This is a genomic window from Kineococcus vitellinus, assembly GCF_009906315.1.
GTDB classification, from domain to species: domain Bacteria; phylum Actinomycetota; class Actinomycetes; order Actinomycetales; family Kineococcaceae; genus Kineococcus; species Kineococcus vitellinus.
Genome location: NZ_JAAALL010000039.1, coordinates 1 through 21,894 on the forward strand (window position 1 = coordinate 1; position 21,894 = coordinate 21,894).

20 protein-coding genes and 1 tRNA gene are annotated in these 21,894 nt (G+C 76.0%); 10 read left to right on the top strand and 11 right to left on the bottom strand.

The features are described 5' to 3' along the window. The 3 genes from GTQ99_RS05645 to GTQ99_RS05655 all read left to right on the top strand — a co-directional run. Nucleotides 1-1,319: metallophosphoesterase family protein (locus GTQ99_RS05645; protein ID WP_166614765.1), on the top strand; the 1,319-nt coding region annotated here is incomplete at its 5' end. Next, complete coding sequence (locus GTQ99_RS05650; RefSeq protein ID WP_166614766.1) at nt 1,297-3,150, top strand: thiamine pyrophosphate-requiring protein; 1,854 nt, start codon at nt 1,297-1,299, stop codon at nt 3,148-3,150. The genes GTQ99_RS05645 and GTQ99_RS05650, both read left to right, overlap by 23 nt. A gap of 110 nt (nt 3,151-3,260) precedes the next feature. Continuing rightward, on the top strand, nt 3,261-4,169 hold the full coding sequence (locus GTQ99_RS05655; protein WP_166614767.1) for a diacylglycerol kinase family protein: 909 nt from the start codon (nt 3,261-3,263) through the stop codon (nt 4,167-4,169). A gap of 38 nt (nt 4,170-4,207) precedes the next feature. On the opposite strand, the gene GTQ99_RS05660 is transcribed toward GTQ99_RS05655, so the two are convergent. Next, on the bottom strand, nt 4,208-5,617 hold the full coding sequence (locus GTQ99_RS05660) for an MFS transporter (RefSeq protein WP_338074749.1): 1,410 nt from the start codon (nt 5,615-5,617) through the stop codon (nt 4,208-4,210). Then, nucleotides 5,614-6,831, bottom strand: coding sequence for an MFS transporter (locus GTQ99_RS05665; protein WP_205706855.1), 1,218 nt, complete (start codon nt 6,829-6,831; stop codon nt 5,614-5,616). Before GTQ99_RS05665 ends, GTQ99_RS05660 begins: the two co-directional genes overlap by 4 nt. 237 nt (nt 6,832-7,068) lie before the next feature. Here GTQ99_RS05665 and map point away from each other — a divergent pair, with 237 nt between their 5' ends. The 3 genes from map to GTQ99_RS05680 all read left to right on the top strand — a co-directional run bounded on the left by map (nt 7,069) and on the right by GTQ99_RS05680 (nt 9,655). Beyond that, nucleotides 7,069-7,800 carry a type I methionyl aminopeptidase gene (gene map / locus GTQ99_RS05670; protein WP_166614781.1) on the top strand — a complete coding sequence of 244 codons (732 nt, stop codon included), beginning with the start codon at nt 7,069-7,071 and terminating at the stop codon, nt 7,798-7,800. A gap of 49 nt (nt 7,801-7,849) precedes the next feature. Then, complete coding sequence (locus tag GTQ99_RS05675; protein WP_166614768.1) at nt 7,850-8,653, top strand: DUF72 domain-containing protein; 804 nt, start codon at nt 7,850-7,852, stop codon at nt 8,651-8,653. A gap of 84 nt (nt 8,654-8,737) precedes the next feature. Further along, on the top strand, nt 8,738-9,655 hold the full coding sequence (locus GTQ99_RS05680) for a bacteriorhodopsin (protein WP_338074751.1): 918 nt from the start codon (nt 8,738-8,740) through the stop codon (nt 9,653-9,655). Between the two features lie 45 nt (nt 9,656-9,700). On the opposite strand, the gene cut is transcribed toward GTQ99_RS05680, so the two are convergent. The 8 genes from cut to GTQ99_RS05720 all read right to left on the bottom strand — a co-directional run bounded on the left by cut (nt 9,701) and on the right by GTQ99_RS05720 (nt 17,471). Then, on the bottom strand, nt 9,701-10,579 hold the full coding sequence (cut, locus tag GTQ99_RS05685) for a cutinase (protein WP_205706856.1): 879 nt from the start codon (nt 10,577-10,579) through the stop codon (nt 9,701-9,703). Nucleotides 10,580-10,730: 151 nt separating this feature from the next. Continuing rightward, nucleotides 10,731-11,525 carry a DUF429 domain-containing protein gene (locus GTQ99_RS05690; RefSeq protein ID WP_166614769.1) on the bottom strand — a complete coding sequence of 265 codons (795 nt, stop codon included), beginning with the start codon at nt 11,523-11,525 and terminating at the stop codon, nt 10,731-10,733. Nucleotides 11,526-11,618: 93 nt separating this feature from the next. Beyond that, nucleotides 11,619-12,206, bottom strand: coding sequence for a GIY-YIG nuclease family protein (locus GTQ99_RS05695; protein WP_166614770.1), 588 nt, complete (start codon nt 12,204-12,206; stop codon nt 11,619-11,621). A 186-nt stretch (nt 12,207-12,392) separates the two neighbouring features. Continuing rightward, a complete protein-coding gene (locus GTQ99_RS05700; protein ID WP_166614771.1) occupies nt 12,393-13,346 on the bottom strand; it encodes a CARDB domain-containing protein in 954 nt (317 codons plus the stop codon). A gap of 257 nt (nt 13,347-13,603) precedes the next feature. Further along, nucleotides 13,604-15,670: an EAL domain-containing protein gene (locus GTQ99_RS05705; RefSeq protein ID WP_166614772.1), complete on the bottom strand. Its 2,067-nt coding sequence runs from the start codon at nt 15,668-15,670 to the stop codon at nt 13,604-13,606. A gap of 327 nt (nt 15,671-15,997) precedes the next feature. After that, nucleotides 15,998-16,070, bottom strand: a tRNA-Lys gene (locus tag GTQ99_RS05710). A gap of 105 nt (nt 16,071-16,175) precedes the next feature. Then, nucleotides 16,176-16,619, bottom strand: coding sequence for a thioredoxin (gene trxA, locus GTQ99_RS05715; protein WP_166614773.1), 444 nt, complete (start codon nt 16,617-16,619; stop codon nt 16,176-16,178). Nucleotides 16,620-16,694: 75 nt separating this feature from the next. Beyond that, nucleotides 16,695-17,471, bottom strand: coding sequence for an ANTAR domain-containing protein (locus GTQ99_RS05720; RefSeq protein ID WP_166614774.1), 777 nt, complete (start codon nt 17,469-17,471; stop codon nt 16,695-16,697). 308 nt (nt 17,472-17,779) lie between these two features. On the opposite strand from GTQ99_RS05720, the gene GTQ99_RS05725 reads away from it, so the two are divergent. Together GTQ99_RS05725 and GTQ99_RS05730 are read left to right on the top strand one after the other, a co-directional pair. Continuing rightward, entirely contained in the window at nt 17,780-18,145 is a 366-nt protein-coding gene (locus GTQ99_RS05725; protein ID WP_166614775.1) for a hypothetical protein, read from the top strand. 222 nt (nt 18,146-18,367) lie between these two features. Beyond that, on the top strand, nt 18,368-19,240 hold the full coding sequence (locus GTQ99_RS05730; RefSeq protein ID WP_166614776.1) for an ANTAR domain-containing protein: 873 nt from the start codon (nt 18,368-18,370) through the stop codon (nt 19,238-19,240). A 21-nt stretch (nt 19,241-19,261) separates the two neighbouring features. Here the strand turns inward: GTQ99_RS05730 and GTQ99_RS05735 are convergent, their stop codons facing one another. Then, entirely contained in the window at nt 19,262-20,158 is an 897-nt protein-coding gene (locus GTQ99_RS05735; RefSeq protein WP_166614777.1) for a SigB/SigF/SigG family RNA polymerase sigma factor, read from the bottom strand. Nucleotides 20,159-20,416: 258 nt separating this feature from the next. On the opposite strand from GTQ99_RS05735, the gene GTQ99_RS05740 reads away from it, so the two are divergent. Both GTQ99_RS05740 and eda read left to right on the top strand, forming a co-directional pair. After that, on the top strand, nt 20,417-21,136 hold the full coding sequence (locus tag GTQ99_RS05740) for an LmeA family phospholipid-binding protein (RefSeq protein WP_166614778.1): 720 nt from the start codon (nt 20,417-20,419) through the stop codon (nt 21,134-21,136). Between the two features lie 137 nt (nt 21,137-21,273). Continuing rightward, the coding region (gene eda, locus GTQ99_RS05745) for a bifunctional 4-hydroxy-2-oxoglutarate aldolase/2-dehydro-3-deoxy-phosphogluconate aldolase (protein WP_166614784.1) at nt 21,274-21,894 on the top strand (621 nt) is incomplete at its 3' end.

Sequence of the window (21,894 nt, forward strand, 5' to 3'; positions counted from 1 at the left end):
CCGCCAGCCGCCTCGCGCTGCCTCCCGCGGGGCGGCTGGCGGCGGACACCCACGCCGGGCCGCTGGGGCTGCGGGTGGGCGTGGCGGAGGTCGACCTGCCCGCCGCCCGCCGGCTGCTCGGCACCCTCGGCGGCGCGCGGGACCGCCCGGGGGAGCAGCCGGGGGAGCAGCCGGGGGAGCACGTGGCGCAGGAGCTGGCGGCGGACGCGCGGGCGGCGCTGCGCGCCCTGGCGCTGCGCTCGTCGGCGGCGGCGCTGGCGGGGGGCGCGGCCGCCTGCGCGCTGGTGTTCCGCGACCCGCGGGCGGTGGGGCTGGGCGCCGCCGTGGTCGCCGGCGGCCTGGGCGCCGCGGGCGCCGTCGCCGCGGCCACCGCCCGCCCGCAGGCGCTCACCCGGCCCACCCTCAGCGGACCGCTGTCGCGGGTGCCGGCCCTGGCGGGCGCCGTGCGCAACGCCCGCGCCGACTTCACCGCCTACAGCGGCCGGCTGGCCCAGCTGACCTCGGGCGTCACCCGCCTCGCCGCGCGGCTGCAGGAGCTGCCGGCGGGCATCGGCGAGGACACCACCCGCGTCCTGTGGATCTCCGACGTCCACAACAACCCGCAGGCGCACGCGCTGGTGCGGGTGCTGGTCGAGGAGCTGCGGGTGCACGTGGTCGTCGACACCGGGGACTCCACCGACCTGGGCACGGAGGTGGAGAACCGGCAGCTGGCGGGCACCGCGCAGCTGCCCGTGCCCTACCTGTGGGTGCGCGGCAACCACGACTCCGCCGCGACGCAGGAGTTCCTGGCGGCGCTGCCGAACGTGCACGTCCTCGACGGCGGCGCCGTCGTCGAGGTCGCCGGGCTGCGCTTCGCCGGGACCGGCGACCCCCGCTTCACCCCGGTGAAGCGGTTGCAGGAGGAACCCGGTGCGGCCCGGCGCGAGCTGGTGCGGGCGGGGGAGGCGCTGGCCGCGGCGATCCGCGACTCGCCCGCGCCCGTCGACGTGGCCCTCGTGCACGAACCGGCGATGGCCGCCCCGCTGCACGGGCACGTCCCGCTGGTCCTGGACGGCCACGTCCACCACCGCCGGCACCGCACCCGCGCGGGCACCCTGGAGCTGACGCAGGGCTCCTCCGGCGGGGCCGGGCTGCGCGCGCTGGACGGCGGGGACGCCGCCCCGCTGGAGCTGTCGGTGCTGCACTTCGACCCCGCCACTCAGGCGCTGGTGGCGGTGGACGAGATCACCGTCGGCGGCGTCGGCGAGCAGCGGGTGCTCGTGGAGCGGCGCGCGGCCTCGGCGTACGCGGCGGGGCATGGATCCGGCGCTCCGGGGTAGGCCAGGGAGGACGCGCCGACCGCTCGAGGAGGACACCGTGGCCGAGGAACAGCGACTGGTCGCCGACCTGGTGGTCGAGCGGTTGCGGGCGTGGGGCGTGCAGCGGGTGTTCGGGCACTCCGGCGACGGCATCAACACGGTGCTGGGCGCGCTGCGCCGCCAGGGCGGGCGGCCGGGGTTCGTGCAGGCCCGCCACGAGGAGAACGCGGCCCTCATGGCGGTCGGGCACGCCAAGTACACCGGCGAGGTGGGCGTCGTGCTCTCCACCCAGGGACCGGGCGCGATCCACCTGCTCAACGGCCTCTACGACGCCAAGCTGGACAACGTGCCGCTGGTCGCCGTGGTCGGCCAGCAGGAGCGCAGCGTCCTCGGCTCGAACTACCAGCAGGGCGTGGACCTGCAGACGCTGTTCGCCGACGCCGCGCAGTACGTGCAGACGGTCCTGACGGCCGAGCACGCGCCGATGGTCCTCGACCGCGCGTTCCGCAGCGCGCTGGCCACCCGCCAGCCGTGCGCGGTCGTCCTGCCGCACGACGTGCAGCAGCTGCCCGCCCCGGACCCGCTGCCGCAGGAGCACGGGGTGGTCGTCAGCGTCCCCGAGTGGCGCAGGCCGCGGGTGCTGCCCCGCGAGGAGGACCTGCGGCAGGCGGCGGAGGTCCTCAACGCCGCCCGCCGGCCGGCCCTGCTCGTCGGGCAGGGCGCCCGGCGCGCCGGCGCGCAGGTGCGGGCCGTCGCGGAGCGCCTCGGCGCCGGCGTCACCACCAGCCTGCTCGGCAAGCCCTGGGTCGACGAGCGGCTGCCCACCAGCGCCGGCGTCATGGGCCACCTGGGCACCAGCGCCAGCGCGTTCGTCCTCGGCGAGTGCGACGCGCTGCTCATCGTCGGCAGCAACGACCCGTGGACGGAGTTCTACCCGGCGCCGGGGCAGGCGCGCGCCGTCCAGGTCGACCTCGACACGCGCAACCTCGGCAACCGCTACCCGGTCGAGGTCGGGTTGCCCGGTGACGCCGCCGAGACGCTCGACGCCCTGCTGCCGCTGCTGGACCCGCCGGCGGACCGGGAGTGGCGCACCCGGGTCGTCGACGCGGTCGCGCGCTGGCACGTGCTGGCCGAGCAGCGCGCGGCGCTGCCGGCGCAGCCCCTCAACCCCGAGCTGGTGGTCCGCGAGCTCAGCCGCCGGCTGCCGCAGGACGCCCAGGTCAGCGTCGACGTCGGTTCCTGCACCTACTGGTACGCGCGCCACCTGCTCCTACCGCCGGGGGTGCAGGCCCACCTGTCCTCCACCCTGGCCAGCATGGGTTCCGCGCTGCCGTACGGGATCGCGGCCAAGCTCGCGGAACCGGGGCGGCCGCTGGTCGCGCTCGCCGGCGACGGGGCGGTGCAGATGAACGGCGTCGCCGAGCTCATCACCGTCGCCGGGCTGTGGCGCGAGTGGGCCGACCCGCGGTTCGTCGTCTGCGTCCTGCACAACCACGACCTGGCCGAGGTGACGTGGGAGCAGCGCGAGATGGAGGGCGACCCGCGCTTCGGCGCCAGCCAGCGGCTGCCCGACTTCCCCTACGCCCGCTACGCGGACCTGCTCGGGCTGCGCGGCATCCGGGTGGACGACCCCGCCGACGTCGCGGCCGCCTGGGAGAGCGCCCTGTCCGCGGACCGCCCGGTCGTCCTGGAGGCCGTCGTCGACGCCGAGGTGCCGCTGCTGCCGCCCTTCCCCGCGGGGGAGCAGAAGCTGGAGCGGATGCGGACCGCGCTCGCCCAGGACGGGGACGCCGGCCGGCGCGGGCTGCGGCTGCTGGAGGAGCAGGCGCGCCAGGAGCGGGAACTGCGCTGAGGCGCCGCGGACGAGCACCGCGGGCGCGGCGCGGTTGGTCCGGGCCGGGGCGGCGTGGCAGTCTCTGCGCCGGTGGAACCTCCGCCGCACGTCGCCCGGAGGTCCCCGCAGTGATCCGCACAGCCCACCGCACCGCGCCCCGGTGCTTCGAGCGCGTGGTGGTCGTCTACAACCCCCGCAGCACCGGCGACGGCCCGGGCAACGCGCACGAGCTGCGCGAGCAGCTCTCCCGGCGGCTGCGCGGCACGGCGGTCGAGCTGGCCGGGACCCGCCACCCCGGGCACGCCGAGGAGCTCGCCGAGCAGGCCGTCAGCGAGCACCCCGCCACGCTCGTCGTCTCCGCCAGCGGGGACGGCGGCTACCACGAGGTCGTCAACGGCATCGTGCGCGCCCGCCGGCTGCGCCCGGGCGCCGGGGCCTGCGCCGTGCTGGCCTCCGGCAACGCCAACGACCACGCCCGCGCGGTGCAGGACCGGCCCCTGGTCGACGCGATCGTCGCGGGGCGGGTGTCGAGGATGGACCTGCTGGAGGTGCTCGTCGACGGGCGGGAACCGCGCTACGCGCACTCCTACGTCGGGGTCGGCATCACGCCCGTCGTCGCCGCCGAGCTCAACCGGCACGACCTGGACGCGCTGACGGAGGGCCTGCTGGCGGCGCGGGCGTTCTGGCGCCACCGGCCGCTGACCATCACCCACGACGGCCGCCGGGTCGAGCTGGACAGCCTGGTGTTCGCCAACATCGACCGGATGGCCAAGTACGCCACCCTCTCCCGCGGCTCCTCGCCCACCGACGGCGCGTGCGAGGTGCTGCTCATCCCGCACCGCGGCAGGCTGGAACTGCTGGCCAGCCTGCTGCGGGTCGTGCGCGGCCGGCACGCGGTCACCTCCTCCAGCGAGCCGTACGCCTTCCGCACCACCACCCCGGCGCCGCTGCAGATGGACGGCGAGGTGCACCAGGTGGACGCCGGTGCCGGGGTCGTCGTCTCCTGCGCCGCCGGGGCGATGACCGTCGTCCGCTGAACCCCCGCGCAGGTACCCGCGCAGCGGCCGCCACCTCCTCAGCGGGGGGTGCGCGCCGGGATGCGCAGGCTGTTGACGGCGGTGAGCAGCAGCAGCGCCGCGGCGACCACCAGGCTGGTGCGCGCCCCGGCCAGGAAACCGCCCGGGACGGCGATCAGCGCGCCGAACACCGCGATGGCCACCGCTCCGCCGATCTGGCGGAAGGTGTTGAAGACCGCGCTGGCCGTGCCCGCCCGGTGCTGCGGAACGCCCTCCAGGACCACGCCGGTGACCGGCGGCATGGCCAGGGAACCACCGACGGCGACGGGCACCAGCGCCAGCGCCGTCCACCACGGCGAGCCGGAGGCCGTGGCGGGCACCAGGGCCAGCAGGCCGGCCGCCATCGACAGCTGCCCGCCCACGACCGGCAGCCGCGCGCCGAACCTGTTGGTGACCGGGCCGCTGACCAGGTTGCCCACGACGGCGAACAGGGCCGCCGGCACGAACACCGTCCCCGCGCGCAGCGGGGACAGGCCCAGGTGCTGCTGCAGGTACAGGCTGACGACGAAGACGTGGCCGTAGTTGCCGACCATGAACGCGAAACCCACCGGCAGCGCCAGGCGCACCCCGCGCGCGGCGAACAGCTCCAGCGGCAGCATCGGGTGCCGCCCGCGCGCCTGCACCAGCACGAACGCGGCCAGCGCCACGACGGCCAGAACGAGCGAGGCGAGCACCGCGGGGCTGGTGAACCCGGCGTGGCCGCCGTCGATGAGCCCGTGCACCAGCGCCGCCAGGGCCACGACGGCCAGCACCTGCCCGGCCCGGTCGAAGGGGACCCGCCGCGCCGCGCCGTGCGCCGGCGAGGGCGGCACGAGCAGCAGCAGCAGCACCATGCCCGCGCCGACGGGCACGTTGAGGGTGAAGATCCACCGCCAGTCCACGGTGGTCAGCAACCCGCCCAGGGGCTGCCCGACGACGGCGGAGACGGCGCCGCCGACCGCCCACACCCCCAGCGCCCGGGCGCGCCGGCGCACGTCGGGGAACGCCTCGCGCACCAGCGCCATGGACGCCGGCAGCATCACCGCCGCCGCGGCGCCCTGGGCGCAGCGGGCGGCCACCAGCGCACCGGCGCCGGGTGCGGCCGCGCAGGCGGCGGAAGTGGCGGTGAAGGCGAGGACGCCCCACAGCAGCGCCCGCCTGGCCCCGACCCGGTCGGCCAGCGTCCCGGCGAACAGCAGCAGCGCCGCGAACAGCAGCGTGTAGCCGTCGATGATCCACTGCTGCCCCGCGGTGCCGCCGCCGAGCTCGTCGCGGATGGCGGTCAGCGCGACGTTGACGATCGAGATGTCCAGGGTGATGAGGAAGAAGCCCAGCGAGGCCACGGCCACGACGACGCGCGCCCGGGGGCCGTCGGGCAGCGCGCCGGCCGCGGCGAGGCCCGCGGGCGAGGAGGAGCCGGGGCCGCTCACGCGGGCTGCTCCCCGCCGGCGGGGGCCAGCGCCCGGTGGCGGGCCGCCAGCCACACGAGCAGCGCGAGCGCGTAGGCGGCCGCGGCGCCCGCGCTGACCGCCGTCCACCCGCCGACGTGCCACAGCGCACCGGCGGCCGCCGAGCCCAGCGCGGCGCCGACGAAGTTGGCCGTGACCAGGGCCGTGTTGAGGCGGCTGCGCGCCTGCGGCGCCGCGGCGAACAACCGCGTCTGGCTCAGCACGCTCGTCGCCTGCACGGCGACGTCGAAGACGACGACCACGAGGAGCAGCACGACGATCGAGCGGGCGGCCAGCCCGGCGACCACCACGCAGACCAGCGCCACCGCCAGCGCGGCGCCGTTGGCCGGCACCGACCAGCCGCGGTCGTGCAGGCGCCCCGCGCCGCGGGCCGCGAGCGCGCCGAGCAGCCCGGCCAGCCCGACGAGCCCGATCGCGCTGAGGGAGTATGAGAACGGCTCGGCGCTGAGCAGGAACGTCAGCGCCGTCCAGAACATCGTGAAGACCGCGAAGTTGACCGCGCTGAGGACGATGGTGACCTGGGCGAGCGGGCGGCCGCGCACCTGCGTGAGCACCGAGGCGAGCAGCCGCGGGTACGGGATCCGCTCCCGGGCCGGCAGCCGCGGCACGGCCCGGCGCAGCAGGAGCGCCAGGACCACGGCCACCGCGGCGGCGAGCAGGTAGACCGCGCGCCAGCCCAGCAGGTCCGCGACGACCCCGCTGACGGTGCGCGAGAGCAGGATGCCGATGAGCGCGCCCGAGACCACGGTGCCCACCACGCGCCCGCGCTCCTGCGGCAGGGCGAGGTCGCCGGCGAGCGGCCCCAGCACCTGCGCCGCGACGGTGGTCAGGCCCACCAGCGCCAGGGCGAGCAGCAGCAGGGGGAACGTCGGCGCCACCGCGACCAGCACGAGGGCGAGCGCGGAGGCGGCGACCACGGCCGGGACCAGCCTGCGCCGGTCGAGCACGTCCCCGAGCGGGACGACGAGGAAGATGCCGAGCGCGTAGCCGACCTGCGTGACGGTCAGCAGCGCGCCGGCGGCGCCGGTGGAGACGCCCAGCGAGCGGCCGATCTCCTCCAGCAGCGGCTGCGCCCAGTACAGGTTGCTCACCGCGGCCCCGCCGGCGACGGCGAACAGCAGCGTGCGGCCGGTGGGCATCCCGGGGGCGGGAGGTCCGGCGGCGGGATCGGTCACGGGACGGCCCTTCCGGTGGTGCGTGCGCGTGCGCGGGCGCGCGGGCGCCCGCACCACGGAACCACGACCCGGCCCCCGCAGGCAGCCCCTGCCGTGACGTGCACCGGCGGAGCACCCCACCGGCAGCCCACCGACCCCGTCCGCCGGGGTGCGCGGGCGCCTCGCGCGCGGGTCCATACTCGTGCGGTGAGCGACCAGCCCGGCTTCCCCGTCCGCACGGCCACCGAGCTGGAGGCCATGCGCGAGGCCGGTCGCGTCGTCGCCCGCACCCTGGCGGCCGTGCGCGCCGCCGCCGTGCCCGGGGCCAGGCTGCGCGAGCTGGACGAGGTCGCCCAGACGGTCATCCGCGAGGCCGGTGCCCTGCCCTCCTTCCTCGGCTACGCCCCCTCCTGGGCGCCCCGGCCGTTCAACGGCGTGCTGTGCCTGTCCGTCAACGAGGTCGTCGTGCACGGGCGCCCCACCGGCCGCCGCCTGGACGACGGGGACCTGCTGAGCATCGACGCCGGCGCGGTCCTGGACGGCTGGCACGGCGACTCCGCGACCACCGTGGCCGTCGGGCACGAGGAGGAGGCCGACGCGCGGCTGGTGCGGGCCACCGAGGAGGCCCTGGCGGCGGGCATCGCCGCCGCGCGCCCGGGCGCGGTGCTGCTGGACGTGGCCCGCGCGGTGGACGAGGTGGCGCGCCGCCACGGCTACTCCCACCTGCCCGACCACGGCGGGCACGGCATCGGGCGCAGCATGCACGAGGCGCCGTTCGTGCCCAACCGCCCGCTGCCCGGCGCCCCCGAGGTGCGCCTGGAACCCGGCAGCACCCTGGCCATCGAGCCGATGCTGCTCTCCGGCGGCGAGGGCTACCGCACGGCCCGCGACGGCTGGTCGGTCGTCACCCTCGACAAGCGCCGCGCCGCGCACGCCGAGCACACCGTCGCCGTCACCGACGACGGTCCCGTGGTCCTCACCGCCCCCTGACCCGCGGCCTCGGCTCGTCGCCGCGGGGCGGCCGTGGTGGGGTGGGCGCGTGGGGAGCGTGCGGGTCGGGACCTCCGGCTGGACCTACGCCGAGTGGCGCGGGGTGTTCTACCCGCCCGGCCTGCCGCAGCGCCGGGAGCTGGAGCACCTCGCGGAGCGGCTGAGCACGGTGGAGCTGAACGCCTCCTTCCACGCCCTGCAGCGCCCGGGGAACTACCCCTCCTGGGCGCGGCGCACCCCGCCGGGTTTCCGCTTCAGCGTCAAGGGCTGGCGGGCCGTCACCCACGAGCGCCGCCTGGAGGGCGTGCGGGAGGCGCTGGCGGCGTTCTTCGGCTCCGGCGTGCTGGAGCTGGGCGAGGGCCTCGGCCCGGTGCTGTGGCAGCTGCCGCCGAGCCTGCGCTTCGACGCCGAGGTGCTGGCGCGGTTCTGCGCCCTGCTGCCGCGCACCACGACCGAGGCCGCCGCGCTGGCCGCCGCCTCCGGTCCCGCCGCCCCCGCGGCGGCCGTCGAGGAACGTCCGCTGCGGCACGCGCTGGAGGTGCGCCACCGCAGCCACGAGGACCCCGGGCTGGCCCGGGTGCTGCGCGCCCACGGCGTCGCCCTCGTCACCGCCGACACCGGCGGGCGCTGGCCGCTGCTGCTGGAGCAGACCGCAGACTTCTCCTACGTGCGCCTGCACGGCTCGCCCGAGCTCTACGTCAGCGGCTACGACGACGCGGCGCTGCAGGAGTGGGCGGCGCGGGTGCGGGCGGAGGCGGCGGGCGGGCGCGAGGTGTTCGTCTACTTCGACAACACGATGGCGGCGCGGGCCCCGTTCGACGCCCTCGCGCTGGTGGAGCGGCTGGGTCGTTGAGCGCGCGGCACCCTGCGCGCCCGCCTACGGTGGCCGCGGCGACCGGCACGGCGGTCGCGCACGCACGAGGCACGAGAGGTCCCTGTGGTCGCAGCCGACATCGCCCGCCCCGAGAGCTTCCCGCTCTCCACCGGTCAGCACGACCTCATCCAGTACGCGATGACGGTGGCCGGGCTGGCGCTGTTCGCGCACTTCCTGCGCGCCTGGAACTCCGCCGGCGAGGTCGGCGCCCGCTACCGGCCGGCGGTGCACGCCTCGATGGCCGTCAGCGCGGTGGCGGCCCTGTCGTACGCCTACCTGGTGCTGGAGTTCGACCAGGGCTACACCTACGTCGACGGCTCCCACGTCCCGAACGCGGAGGCGCTGAACACCCTGACCCCGCGGTACATGGACTGGTCGGTCACGGTGCCGCTGCTGATGGTGGAGTTCCTCGCCGTCTCCGGCCTCGTCGGCGCCAGGGCCCGCTCGATGCGCGCGGCGCTCGTCGGCGCGGCGTTCCTCATGATCTTCACGGGGTACCTGGGTGCCACCGTCGACGGCGCCGGCACCGACCAGGCGGAACTGCTGGGCTGGGGGATCGTCAGCACCGCCTTCTACGTGCTGCTGCACGTGCTGCTGCTGCGCGTGCTGCGCTCCTCCAGGGAGGCGATGGGCGCGCAGGCGTACGCCTCGTACCGCAACGCCGCGGTCCTGCTGCTCAGCGCGTGGGGCTGGTACCCGATCGCCTACGCGATCTCCAACTGGCTGCCCGGCGCGGGCTGGACCACCACCGTCCAGGTGGGTTTCTCCTTCGCCGACGTCGTCGCCAAGGTGGGTTTCGCGGTGCTGGTGCACAAGGTCGCCAAGCTGCGCACCGCGGAGGACGTGCTCGCCGGGGAGCAGGCGCACCCGGAGGAGGTGTGGATCTCCTCGGTGAAGCACTCCGACGGCGTGCAGCCGGTGCTGAAGGGGGTCCTGCCCGCCGCCGCGACCCGCAGCGAGCACGAGCCCGGGCAGCGCTGAGGGCGGCGGCCGGAACCGGCCGCCGCCCTCGTCACCGCCGGCGCCTCAGCAGCTCGTGACCAGCTGCCAGCCGCCCTCGACCTGGCGCAGCGAGACGACGTTGAAGCTGCTCGTGGCGCCCAGGCTGTCACGGGTGCCGCGCGCGTAGGCGCGCCCGTACAGGCTCACGGCCCGGTCGGCGCTCACGTGGTCGCGGGTGCTGTCGCGCACGCAGGTGGCGGGCGTCGGCGTGGGGTTCGGCGTCGGGGTCGTGGGGCCGCCGGCGGCGCGCACCAGAGCGGCGGCGAAGCGGGCGCCCTCGCTCGTCGAGCCGTTGCTCGCGTAGCTCAGGTGACCGCCCGTGCCCGTCTTGGGGGCGCTGCCGCAGACGCTGTCGCTGCTGTTGCAGTAGTCCTTGGACCTCGGCCCGTAGGTGGAGCTGGCGGTGGCGATGGTGCGCCCGCTCAGGCCCAGCGGGTTGCCGAACACCACGACCGCCGCGACGCGACCGGACAGCTCCGCCGGGATCGGCGTCCCGGTGCTGGTGCCGGTGCGGATGCCCACGGCGATGTCGGTGACGGTGGCGCCCTGCGAGTACCCGCCGAGGACGAAGCGCGTGGAGGGGCAGTTCGCCGCCACCTCGCGCACGTGCGCGCTCATGTCGGTGGCGCCGGGCCCGGCGCTGGTCTGCGAGGAGTTCGCCGCGTAGTCCACCGCGTAGGAGCTGACGGTGCGGTCGGACAGCTCGCTGGTCAGCGCCCGCACGAAGGGCGTGCCGGTGATGCCCAGCCCGGGCGTCTCCCCGGTGCCGCGGGCGAAGACGACGTCCACGTCGGAGCACGTGGCGGCGGAGGCGGGGGCGCTGCCCGCGAGCAGCGCGCCGCCGGTGGCGGCGATCGCGGCGGCGGCGGTGGCCAGGCGGCGGGGGAGCGGGGTACGCAGCACGGGAGTTCCTCCACGGGTCGGGCGCTGGCGACGTCGGGAGCCGGTGGTACCCGCGGCGCTGAGGCGCCGCACAGCATGCCGGGCGCCGGGCACCGCGTGCAACCGGCGCCTGACCCCTCGTGCCGACCCCTCGTGCTGAGACAGGGAGCGGTCAGCGCGGTGGGGAGCGCCGCCCACCGGCGGGGCGCACCGGCCGGTGCGCGGGAGGCGGTGGAGCGATCACATACCCCTCTGCCGCGCTGCCGTACACCTGCAGCGCCCGCGGCCGGTGGTGCCAGAGCCAGGCCAGGTGGGCGCAGAGGACGGCGTCCACCTCGTCCTCGATCCGGTCGAAGTCACCGGGCGCGGGGGCGGCGATCGTCTGCCGGATCCGCTGCCACCTCGGGTGGTCGGCCAGCCGCAGGACGGCGATCGACTCCAGGTGGCCGACCAGTTCCGCGAAACCCCGCACCCGCCGCTCGGTGCTGCCCTTCTTGTAGTCCAGCCGGTAGCCCAGCGCGAAGAGCCCGACCATCGCGGGGTGCGGGTACACCTCGAGGCACACGGCCCGGCCGCGTCCGGTGGGGGTGGCGGGATCGACCGCCCAGCCGAACCGCTCGGCCAGCCGCTGCGCGCGCGGCCGCCCGCCCATCAGGCGGCGGTTGGACGGGTAGGCGGAAGCCCCGAAACCGCCGAAGTGCTTGCCGATGAGCTTCTCGGCCGACCGCGAGCCCGTCTCGTTGGGCACGACGAGCGGTGCGTCCACGGCCGCGACCACCACGCGCCCCGCCCGCTGCTCCAGCCACGCAGCGATCTCGTCGTCCGTGCGCACGCGGTCGCAGGCGAGGAGCCGGCCGGTGCCGTCGACGACCGCCAGGCCGGTCCGGCCGGTGGGCAACTCCTCCACCCACCCCAGGTCGATGCCGAGGAAGTGGTCTCCCGCCTCGGGGTGGGCGGCGCTGCTCATGCCCTCAGCTTCTCCTCATCGCCGGGTCGGTGCATGGAGGAGCGAGCGCCTCCTCCGTGAGGACCCGTCATCGAGCGCGGGATGTTCGAGGTCTCAGCGTGGCAGGGCCGGCATGGACCGGGCCAGCTCCCGTTGCCGGGCGCGAGCCGCGCTCAGCCGCGCGTGGAAGCCGCCGTGAGTGTTCTGGTCGAGGTTGAGCGGCAGGTCGATACCTTCGATGAGCCGCGTCTCCAGCAGCCACGGCTGCGGGTCCTGCACCCAGCACACCCGGGCGTGCTCGGCCATCCACTCGCTGAGCACCGCTTCGCCATCGCTGAAGGTGAGGCGGCTCCCGGTGCTGCCGACGCGGCGCAGGCCGATGCCCAGCTCGTCGGCCAGGAGGACGCCCAGGGTCAGCCGCAGCGTCGAGCCGTAGGCGTTGCCGCGGTAGTGGTAGCGCAACCTGGTCCGCAGGCTCTGCCGGCTCGGCCGGCCTCCGTTCGCCGGTGGCCGCTTGGGGGAGATGCCGACGTAGAGGAGCACCGCGCCGTGGGCCGTGTTGCAGCGGTCCACCGGCACGCGCGGCGGGGGAGCGGTGAAGTACCAGGCGTACACGCCCGGTGCTGCCGGTGCGGGCGTCGGGTGATCCAGGACCTCTGCGCGCGTCCAGAGGCGTTCTGGTGCCAGGAGGCTGTCGGGCACGGCACCATCATGTCCGTCGCCTTCGCGTCCGTCGTGCGGAGGTCGCTTCGGCTGGGCCGACGGCCTCCTGGTGCGGCGGGGTGTCGGACACACCCGACGTCCGCGCGGTCGGTGCACCCGTGGACGCGAGGAGGCCCCGTCAGCCGTGGAGGCTGACGGGGCCGGGCCCGCTGGAGGTGGTCGAGCTCAGAAGGGCATGTCCACGCTGATCGGGCTGGTGTAGGAGCCGATGAGCTTGTCGGAGTAGTAGCCCCCCGGCAGGAGGGTGTAGCGGTTGGTGGTCACCTTGGTGGCGTGCAGGCGGGTGAACGCCGCGGTCTCGTCGGCGCGGCAGGTCAGCCGCTCGGGTGGGGTGCCGTAGTTCCACCGCACGATCTCGTTCAGGTCGACGGGTTCGCTGGTGACGGTGGTGGCGCCGGCGGGCGCGAAGCCCGCGCCGGACCAGGAGAAGGGGGCGTTCGGGTGGTACTGAACGTTGCCGGCGCCGTACTCGCCGAGGTACGTCTCCGTACCCGCGCGAACGGTTCCGGCGGCGGTGTAGCAGGCGGCGTAACCGGCGCCGGTGACGTAGGTGGCCAAGCCGGTGTCGTACGGCAGGGCGGCCAGCTTCGTCGTCGGCACGACGCCCGCCATGGTGGTGCCGGTGACGGTGGAGGCGCCCACGGTCAGCGTCTTCTTCGTGCGGTTGTTGCCCTCGTTGGACTCCGCGATCCGGCCGGCGTCGTCGACGAAGGCGAGAACCTCGTGGCGGCCCTGCGTCGCCGCCCACGTGGCGGACTGCGTGGGCCCGAAGTTGGCGGTCACGGTGGTGGACTGCCCCGGCCGCAGCGATGCGGTGAAGGTGTCCGACCAGGTGACGAGCTTGCCGTCGACCTGGAAGCCGACGCCGTGGATGACCCCGGCAGGGGTGGCGGCCTTGCCGGTGTTCTTGACGGTGGCGCTGAAGGTGACCGGGACCCCCGCGTTGACGCCCCCCGGCGTCCAGGTGAGGGCGGTGACGGTCAGGTCCGGCCTGGCGGGTGCGGCGTTGGCGGGGCCGGCGCCGATGGCGGACAGGGTCGCGGCGGTGGTGGCGGCGACGGCTGCGGCGGCGATGCTCTTGCCGATGCTCCGGCTGGTGTTCCTGGTGCTGCTGCGCATGGTTCCCCCCATGAGTGTGCCCGGCGCGGGCTGTGCCCGGCGGCGCAACTGTAGAGCCATGTGGGTGGCCCTGGTGGCGCTCTGTCACGTTTCGCGGGAGGAAATCGGCTCCTCACCCCCTTCCGGGGGCTGTTCGGGTGATTCGTGTAACGCTGCGTGCTCGCCGAGCGATGTGCGCCGATGGCCTCCTCGGCGACCGCGCTGCGGGTCGCCGCGCCCGACCACCGTGCGCCCCGGCGCTGGTCCGCACGGCCGGTTCAGGCGATCGGAGCGGCTCGCGCCGCCCAGGCCGCGCTGAGCGCCTCGCCGCTCTGCGGGTGGCCGCAGTGGAAACCCTGCAGGTAGTGGCAGCCCGCCTCGGTGACCCGCTGGGCCTGCGCCGCCGTCTCGACGCCTTCGGCGATCACCTGCAGGTCCAGGCCGGTGGCGACGGTGACGACCGCGTCGACGAGGGCTGCGCGGCGCGCGTCGTGGCCGATGCCGGCGATGAAGCTCTTGTCGATCTTGGCCATCGTCACGGGCAGTTCCACCAGGCGCGAGAGGGAGGAGTAGCCGGTGCCGAAGTCGTCGATGGACAGCGGGTGCCCGCGCTGCTGCTGCTCGTGCAGGGCGGGCAGGACGTGGGAGTCGATGAAGCTGGACTCCAGCACCTCCAGCCCCAGCCGGCCCGGGTGCAGGCCGTGCTCGCGGACGGCGCCGGCCAGGGTGGCGGTCAGGGCGGGGTCGGCCAGTTCGCGGGCGGTGAGGTTGACGTAGACGGTCTGCGGTGCGCCCTCGCCCAGCTCGCGCACCCAGCGGGCCATCTGCGCGCAGGCCTGCTCGACGACCCAGTGCCCGATGCCCACGATGACGCCGTTGCCGGCGGCCAGGTCGATGAAGCGCGCCGCGGGCAGCAGCCCGTGCTCGGGGTGCTGCCAGCGCAGCAGCGCCTCCACGGCGTGCACGCGCCCGGCGGGGTCGGTGATGGGCTGGTAGTGCACCCGCAGCTGGTGGTGCGGCAGCGCGCCGGCGAGCTGGCGCTGCAGCTGGCGCGCCAGCGGGCGGGCCGAGCCGGCGAGCGGCGGTGCGCCGTCCTCGGAACCGCTCGTCCCGGTCCCCGCGGTGGTGCCGGTCGGCGGCGGCGGTGGCAGCCGGACCGCGGGGGGTCGCGGTGTCGCGGCGTCGGCCCCGGGGTGGGTGCCGCCGCGCAGGTCGAGCACGGCGTCGGCGGCGCCGTCCGCGGCGCTGAGGGTGACCGTGGCGGGCGGACCGGTGGTGAGGTCGGTGGTGAGGGTGCGGTGCTGCTTGGCCCGGTACATCGCCGCGTCGGCGTCGGCCAGCAGGTCGTCGGCGCTGCACTGCTCGTCGCTGAGCGCCAGGCCGATGCTGGCCGAGGTCACCAGGTCCAGCTCGCCGATGCGCACCGGTTCGGCCAGCGCGCGGCGCAACCGGGCCAGGACCGCTTCGAGGTGCCCGCTCAGCTCGGCGGGGTCGGCCTGCGGCAGGTCCTCGCAGACCAGCACGAACTCGTCACCGGCCAGGCGCGCCAGGGTGTCCTCGGCGCGCAGGGTGGCGTGCAGGCGGGTGGCGGCGGTGGCCAGCAGGGCGTCACCGGTGGCGTGGCCGAAGGTGTCGTTGACCGCCTTGAAGCGGTCCAGGTCGATGAAGAAGACCGCCACGGTGCGCCGGTGGCGGCGCGCGGCGGACAGCGCGTGCTCGAGGCGGTCGAAGAGCAGCACCCGGTTCGGCAGGCCGGTGAGGGCGTCGTGGGTGGAGCGGTGGGCCAGCTCGGCCTGGGCGCGGCGGGCGGCGTCGCGGTCGACGGCCATCACCACGTAGGAGACGGCCACGTGCGCCAGCAGGCGCACCCACTGCAGCTCCTGCGGTCGCCAGGTGCCGGGGGTGCGCCGGTACAGGTCGAGGGTGCCCCACACCCGCCCGCGGCTGACCAGCGGCACGGCGATCACCGAGCGGAAGCCCGCCTGCAGGACCCGCTGGACGTAGTCCGGCCAGGCGGTCTGCACCGGGTCGTGCAGGTCGTCGACGACGACCTCGACCTGGAAGAGCAGCGCGTCGTGGCAGGGGCCCTCCTGGGTGAGCTCCTGCAGCTGCTCGGCGCCGTCGATGCCGGGGTGGCTGGAGTGCACGAAGCGCATCAGCTCGCCGTCACCCGCCGACCAGCCGTCGACCACGGCCGCCTCGTTGACCATCACGCCGACGCCGTCGCTGGCCAGGTGCTCGGCGGCGACGTCGACCAGGCGCTTCAGCAGCTGCTCGGGGCCCAGGTCCTCGCTGGCGGCGACAGCCAGCGAGGCCATGGCGTCCACCAGCGCCTCGTGCTTCACCGGCGCTCCTCGTGCGGTGCGCGGGTGGCGGTGACGGTCTGTGGTGGCAACGGATCACCCCGCCTGCTCGGAGCACGAGCCGCTGCATGACCCTGCGTGACAGGCTACGCCGCTCAGCGACCTGGCGCGTCGTCGTGCGCGGTCGTCGCGCCGGCCGGAACGGCGGGGTTCCGCGTCGCTGCGGGAGTTCCGCGGATCCCGTGGCGTGCACGCCGCCGAGGAGGCGCACTCGGAGGGCGTGTGGACTCCCGGAGTGCAGGAGTTCGTCGCCGTGCAACGCATGTCGCGATGAACCCGGCGCAGACTCGCCCTCGGGGGCGAGCGCGGTGGGCCCCCAGGGGATCGAACCCTGAACCCGCGGATTAAAAGTCCGCTGCTCTGCCGATTGAGCTAGAGGCCCGGGGCCAGCAGGCCCGTTCGCATCATGGCAGACGCGGCGAGGCCCCGCCCCGGTGTCGCGGGGGCGGGGCCTCGTGCCCGGTGCGGGCCGGGGGAGCGGGTCGGCTCAGAAGGCGGCGGGGTCGGTGCTCGCGCGCACGCCCGGGGCGGAGTGGGCCTGGGCGGCGTGGGCCTGCTGCTTGGCGCGCTCCTGCTCCAGCGCCTGGGCGTACTGCTGCTTCACCTGGTCCATGTCGAGCGCGCGCACCTGGTCGATGAGCTGCTCCAGCGCCGGGGCCGGGAGGGCGCCGGGCTGGCCGAAGACCGGGATGCCGTCGCGGTAGGCGACGAGCGTGGGGATGGAGGTGATGCCGTAGCGGGCGGCCAGCTGCTGCTGGTCCTCGGTGTCCACCTTGGTGAAGGTGATGTCCTCGTGCTTCTCCGAGGCCTGCTCGAAGACGGGGCCGAACTGCTTGCACGGGCCGCACCAGTCGGCCCAGAAGTCGATGAGGACGATGCCGTCCTTGACCGTCTCGTCGTGCGTCTCCAGGGTCAGTGCCTGAGTGCTCATGCCTGGCTCAACCACGGGGGCGCCGCGAGGCTTCCCGGCGCCCCGGCCCGCCTCACCTGCTGCTCACCGGCCGCCTCACCTGCCGCTGGCGGCGGCGCGCTCGACGATCTCGGCGGCGATGTCGCGCAGCTTGCGGTTGGCGTGCTGGGACTGCCTGGCCAGGTGCGCGAACGCCTCGTCGGGGGTGCAGTGCAGGCTCGCGACGAGCACGCCCTTGGCCTGCTCGATGACCGCCCGGGACTGCATGGCGATCTGCAGGTTGCCGCTCAGCGCGACCGCCGAGGCGTACAGGGCGTGGTTGGCCACCGCGATCGCCGCGTAGCCGGCGAAGATCTGCAGCAGCTCCACCGCGTCCGCGTCCAGCGGGACGGCGTCGAACTTGTAGACGTTGATGCCGCCCAGCAGCCGCTGCGGCATCGGCATGCCGACGGAGACGGAGCTGTGCACGCCCTCGCGGGCGGCGATCGCGGCGAAGTCCGGGTAGGTCTGCTCCGCGGCGCTGGTGTCGTCCACCCGGACCACCTGCCCGCCCGTGGCCGCGTCGATGCACGGGCCGAACCCGGCGCCGTACTGGCGCTCGTCCAGGGTGGCGGCCAGCCTGCCGGTGAAGGCGGCGCTGCGGGGCTTGTCGTCCTCCAGCAGCGTCACCGAGACCTCCTCGGCGCCGGGCACGCAGCCCTTGGCCAGTTCGGCCACGCGGGTCAGCACCTCGCCCAGCGGGGTCTCGCCGACGACGAGGTGGCCCAGCTCGGCGTAGGCCTGCTGCGGCTCCAGCAGCGCGCCGTCCCGGCTGCGCCCGGCGCCGGAGTGCTCGTGGGTGCCCGAGGGGCCCGGGCTGGGGGTGGCGTTCACATCGGCTCCTGCGCGCGGGGAGCGGAGCCCGGACCCGGGCTCCGCTGGTGGTTCCCGTGGCCGCGGGGCGCGGCGGCGGAACCTGCGAGAGCTGTGGGTCCAACCCGGACCACCGCGCCGACCCGCCTGGGGGGCGGGCGTGGCGCGGAGGTGGCGCAGTGCCCGCAGCGTAGTCCTCCTGGCCCCCCCCGGCGCCAGGAGAGGGAACGCCCGGACACGGCAGCGCGCGCGGAACTCGTTCGCCCGGAGTACTTTCTCCGCACGGATCGTCCAAGCGCGCGGCGTCCACGCACCCGGAGGACGCGACCGTGGACGGCTCGACGCAGAGCGCGATCACCCTGGACCCGCTGGACGCCCTGGCGCTGCGCCGGGCCCGCCGCTTCGCGCGCTCGCAGGCCGAGCGCCGGGGGATGGCCGAGCACGGCGACGACGCCGCCCTCGCCGCCGCCGAGCTGCTGGAGGGTGCCGAGGGCGCGATGGTCCCCACCGCGCTGCGGGTCACGGAGGCCGATGGCGGCCTGGTCGTCGGCGTCGACCTGGAGGGCGGCCGCCCGCTGCACCTGCGCGAGCTGTCCGAGGCGCTGCTGTCGGGGCTGTCCGCGGCGTGGGGGTGGGAGGCCCGGCCGCGGGGGGTGCACGCCTGGTGCCGGCTGCCCGCCACGCGCGCGCGGTAGTGCGGCGGTGGGCGTGGCCCCCGTGCCTGATCGCGCCCGCCGGGTGCTCGTGTGCCATGCTGCTGCCCGCATCCAAACCCGGGCGCTTCGACAGGGAGTGTCGTGAGGTATCCGGGATCCGTGCGAGAAGACCTGGGGCGCACCGCGCCCCGCCTCGAACCACCGCGCGCCCAGGGGCGTGCCGGTGCGCCGACCGACGGGTCCGGGAGCGCGGTCGCCGAGGTGGACGAGGTCCAGGCGATCGTGCAGCTGGCCCAGGTGGCTCAGCTGGCCGAGCTCCCCGACGGCGAGGCCGGCACCCGCGAGGTGCTGTCCCGGCTGGCGGTCCTGGCCCGCTGCGCGGTGCCGGTGGCCGACTGGTGCAGCATCGTCCTCGGCGCCCCGCTGCAGCCGCAGCACGTCGCCGCCGACTCGCCCGTCGCCCAGCAGGCGGACGGCGCCCAGCACCGCAGCGGCCAGGGCCCGACGCCGGACGCCCACGAGCACCGGCTGCCCGTGCTCACCGACGACCTGGGTGCCGACCCCCGCTGGCCGCGGCTGGCCGAGGTGGCCGCCGGGGCGCCGGTGCGCGCGGCGGTCGCGGTACCGCTCATGCTCGACGCCCTGCCCAACGCCACCCTCAACGGCGAGGTCGCCGGGGTGCTGACCCTCTACAGCGCCCGGCGGGCGGCGTTCAGCGACGCCGCCGACCTGGACCGGGCGCTGACCGTCAGCACGGTCGCGGGCGCCGCCCTGGCCGCGCACCGGCGCAAGGAGGCGCTGCACTCGACCGCGGAGCACCTGCGCATCGCCATGAGCAGCCGCGCGCCCATCGAGCAGGCCAAGGGACTGGTCGCGGGGTGGCTGGGCTGCGGGGTGGAGGACGCCTTCGCCGTCATGACCGGCCTGAGCCAGGACCGCAACGTCAAGGTCCGCGACCTGGCGGTGCTGCTGGTGGCGGACCCGGCCTCCCCGCACCTGCGCGGGGTGCTGACGGCCGGCTACGCCAGGCTCCAGCAGCGGCGCGCCGCCGCAGCGGCCGCCGCGGGCCAGGACGGCCACGCCGACGGGCGTCCCGGTGACCGGCGCTCCGGCGGCAGGCCGTCGCACCGCTGAGCGCGGGGCACCCGCGCCCGCTCACTCCTCGCCGGTCATCGCCGAGCGCAGCCGGGCCAGGACGTCCTTCAGCAGCCGCGAGACCTGCATCTGGCTGACGCCGAGGTCCTCGGCGATGCGCGACTGCGTCCAGCCGTGCTGGAAGCGCAGCGTCAGCAGCCGGGCGTCCCGGTCGGACAGGGAGGCCAGCAGCGGGGCCAGGGCGAGGTGGTCCACCGTCGCCTCCAGGTCCGCGTCCAGCTCGCCCAGGGTGTCCAGGACGCTGAGCTGCGAGCCGCCGCTGCCGGCGCTGCCGCTGGAGATGAGGTCGTCCAGGGAGTGCAGGCGGTAGTGGTCGCCGGCCGCCAGGCACTCGCTGATCTCGTCGACGTCGACCTGCAGGTGGGTGGCGACCTCCGAGACGGTCGGGGCCCGGCCGAGGTCCTGCTCCAGGTCGGCGCGGGCGGCCCGCAGCCGGGGGGCCAGCTCCTGCAGCCGGCGGGGCGGGCGGATGCTCCAGCCCCGGTCGCGGAAGTGCCGCTTCAGCTCCCCGGAGATGGTGGGGACGGCGAAGACGACGAACTCGCGGCCCAGCGCGGGGTCGTAGTGCTCGATGGCCTTCACCAGGCCCAGCGCGGCGACCTGCTGCAGGTCGTCCTCGTCCTCGCCGCGGCCGCGGTAGCGGCGGGCGATGCTCGTGGCCATCGGCAGGTTCAGCTCGGCGATGCGCTCCTGCAGGCGGGAGCGGACCGCCGGGTCGCCCTCGCCCGCGAGCGCCTCGAACAGCTCGGCGGTCTCCTGGCGCAGCGCGGAGTGGTCGGTGCGCTGCCCCGGCCGGTCGTCGTCGTGGGCGCCGCCGGCCTGGCCGCCGACGCGCGGCGTGCTCGGAGTGGTGCTCGTGGTGGTCGTGCCCGGTGGCGTCGCGGAGGCCGTCTTCACGACCGCAGTGGATGACGTCATCACCGCCGTGGATGGCTCCGTCGTGGTCCTCCCGCGGAGCAGTGTGAGCTCGTCCGTCACCGTGTTCGCCGTCCTCGCCGCCTTCCGCGTCCGCCGCCGCTGGGGGCGGCCCAGGGAATGTCAGCAGCCCCTCGGCCCGGCGGCAACCGGAAGCCGCCGGACGGGTGCGTGTGGGTGACCCCGGGACCCGCGGGCGGGCCCCCCGGGCGGGATCGGCGCGTGCGGCACAGTGGGCGGATGGCCCGCCGCCTCGTCCGCCTGCTCGTCACCGTCGCGGCCCTCGCGGTGGTGCTCGTGGCCGCCGACCTCGCCGCCCGCGGCTACGCCACCGCGCGCGTGGAGCGGCAGCTGCGGGCGGAGCTGTCCCTGCCGGCCGACCCCCGCATCGACCTCGCCGGCGGCTCCTTCCTGTGGCAGGCGGTGCGCGGGCGCTTCGAGGACGTCACGGTGCTCGTCGACGACCTGCCCGGCGAGGACGTCGACCTGCGCGACGTGCGGGTGCGGGTGCCCGAGGTCGACGTCCCCGCGGGGGTGCTGCTCGGGCGGGCGGGGACCGTGGACCTGGCCGCGGGCACGGTGCGCGCCTCCGTCGACTACGAGGACCTCGCGCGGCGGGTGTCCGCCGGCGGTCTCGACGTCGCGCTGGCGCGCGCGGGCGAGGACGTGCGGGCCAGCACGACGGTGCGCCTGCTGGGCCTGGGCGTGGAGCTGGCGGTGACGGTGGCGCCCGCGCTGGACGGGCGGGAGGTGCGCCTGGAACCGGTGAGCGCCGAGGTCGCCGGCGCGCGGGTGCCGCTCAGCCGCGCGGAGGACCTGCTGGAGGCGGCCGGGTTCGGCGGCTGGAGCGTCGCGCTCGACGACGTGCCGGCGCAGGTGCGGCTGGAGGCCCTGGAGGTCACCGACGCCGGGGTGCTCGTGACGGGGGTGCTCGCGGCCGGCGCCGTCGACGTCCGCTGAGCCGGGCCGGCGGGGCCGTAGGGTCGTGCCCGGCCTCGCAGAGGTCCCCGGCGGGGACCGGTGCCCGCCGGTCGCGGACCGGCCGCGCCGGCCGCTCCGCCGGTGCCGCAGGTCGAGGAGGAGGTGCGGGCGTGGACGTGCAGTCGGCCGAGAGCCTGCTCGAGGTGTCCCCGGTGGTCCCCGTCGTGGTGCTGGAGGACGCCGACCACGCCGTCCCGCTGGCCCGGGCGCTGCTGGCCGGGGGGATCGGCGTGATCGAGCTGACGCTGCGCACCCCGGCGGCGCTGGAGGGCGTGCGCCGCATCGCGGCCGAGGTCCCCGGCATCCACCTGGGCGTCGGCACCGTCGTCGGTGCCGCCGACGTCGAGCGCGCGGCCGCCGCGGGGGCGCGCTTCCTCGTCAGCCCGGGCACCACGCCGGCGATCGTGCGGGCCGCCGCCGACGCGGGCCTGCCGCTGCTGCCGGGGGTGTCCACCGTCTCCGAGGCGCTGCTGGCGCTGGAGATGGGCCTGCGGGAGCTGAAGTTCTTCCCCGCCCAGCAGGCCGGCGGCGCGGCCTTCCTGTCCGCGCTGCGCTCGCCGCTGCCGCAGCTGCGCTTCTGCCCGACCGGCGGCATCACCCCCGGCAACGCCCGCGACTACCTGTCGCTGTCCAACGTCGGCTGCGTCGGCGGCAGCTGGATCACCCCTCCGGAACTGCTGCGCGCCGGGGACTTCGCCCGCGTCGAGCAGCTCGCCCGGGCCGCCGTCGCCCTGGGC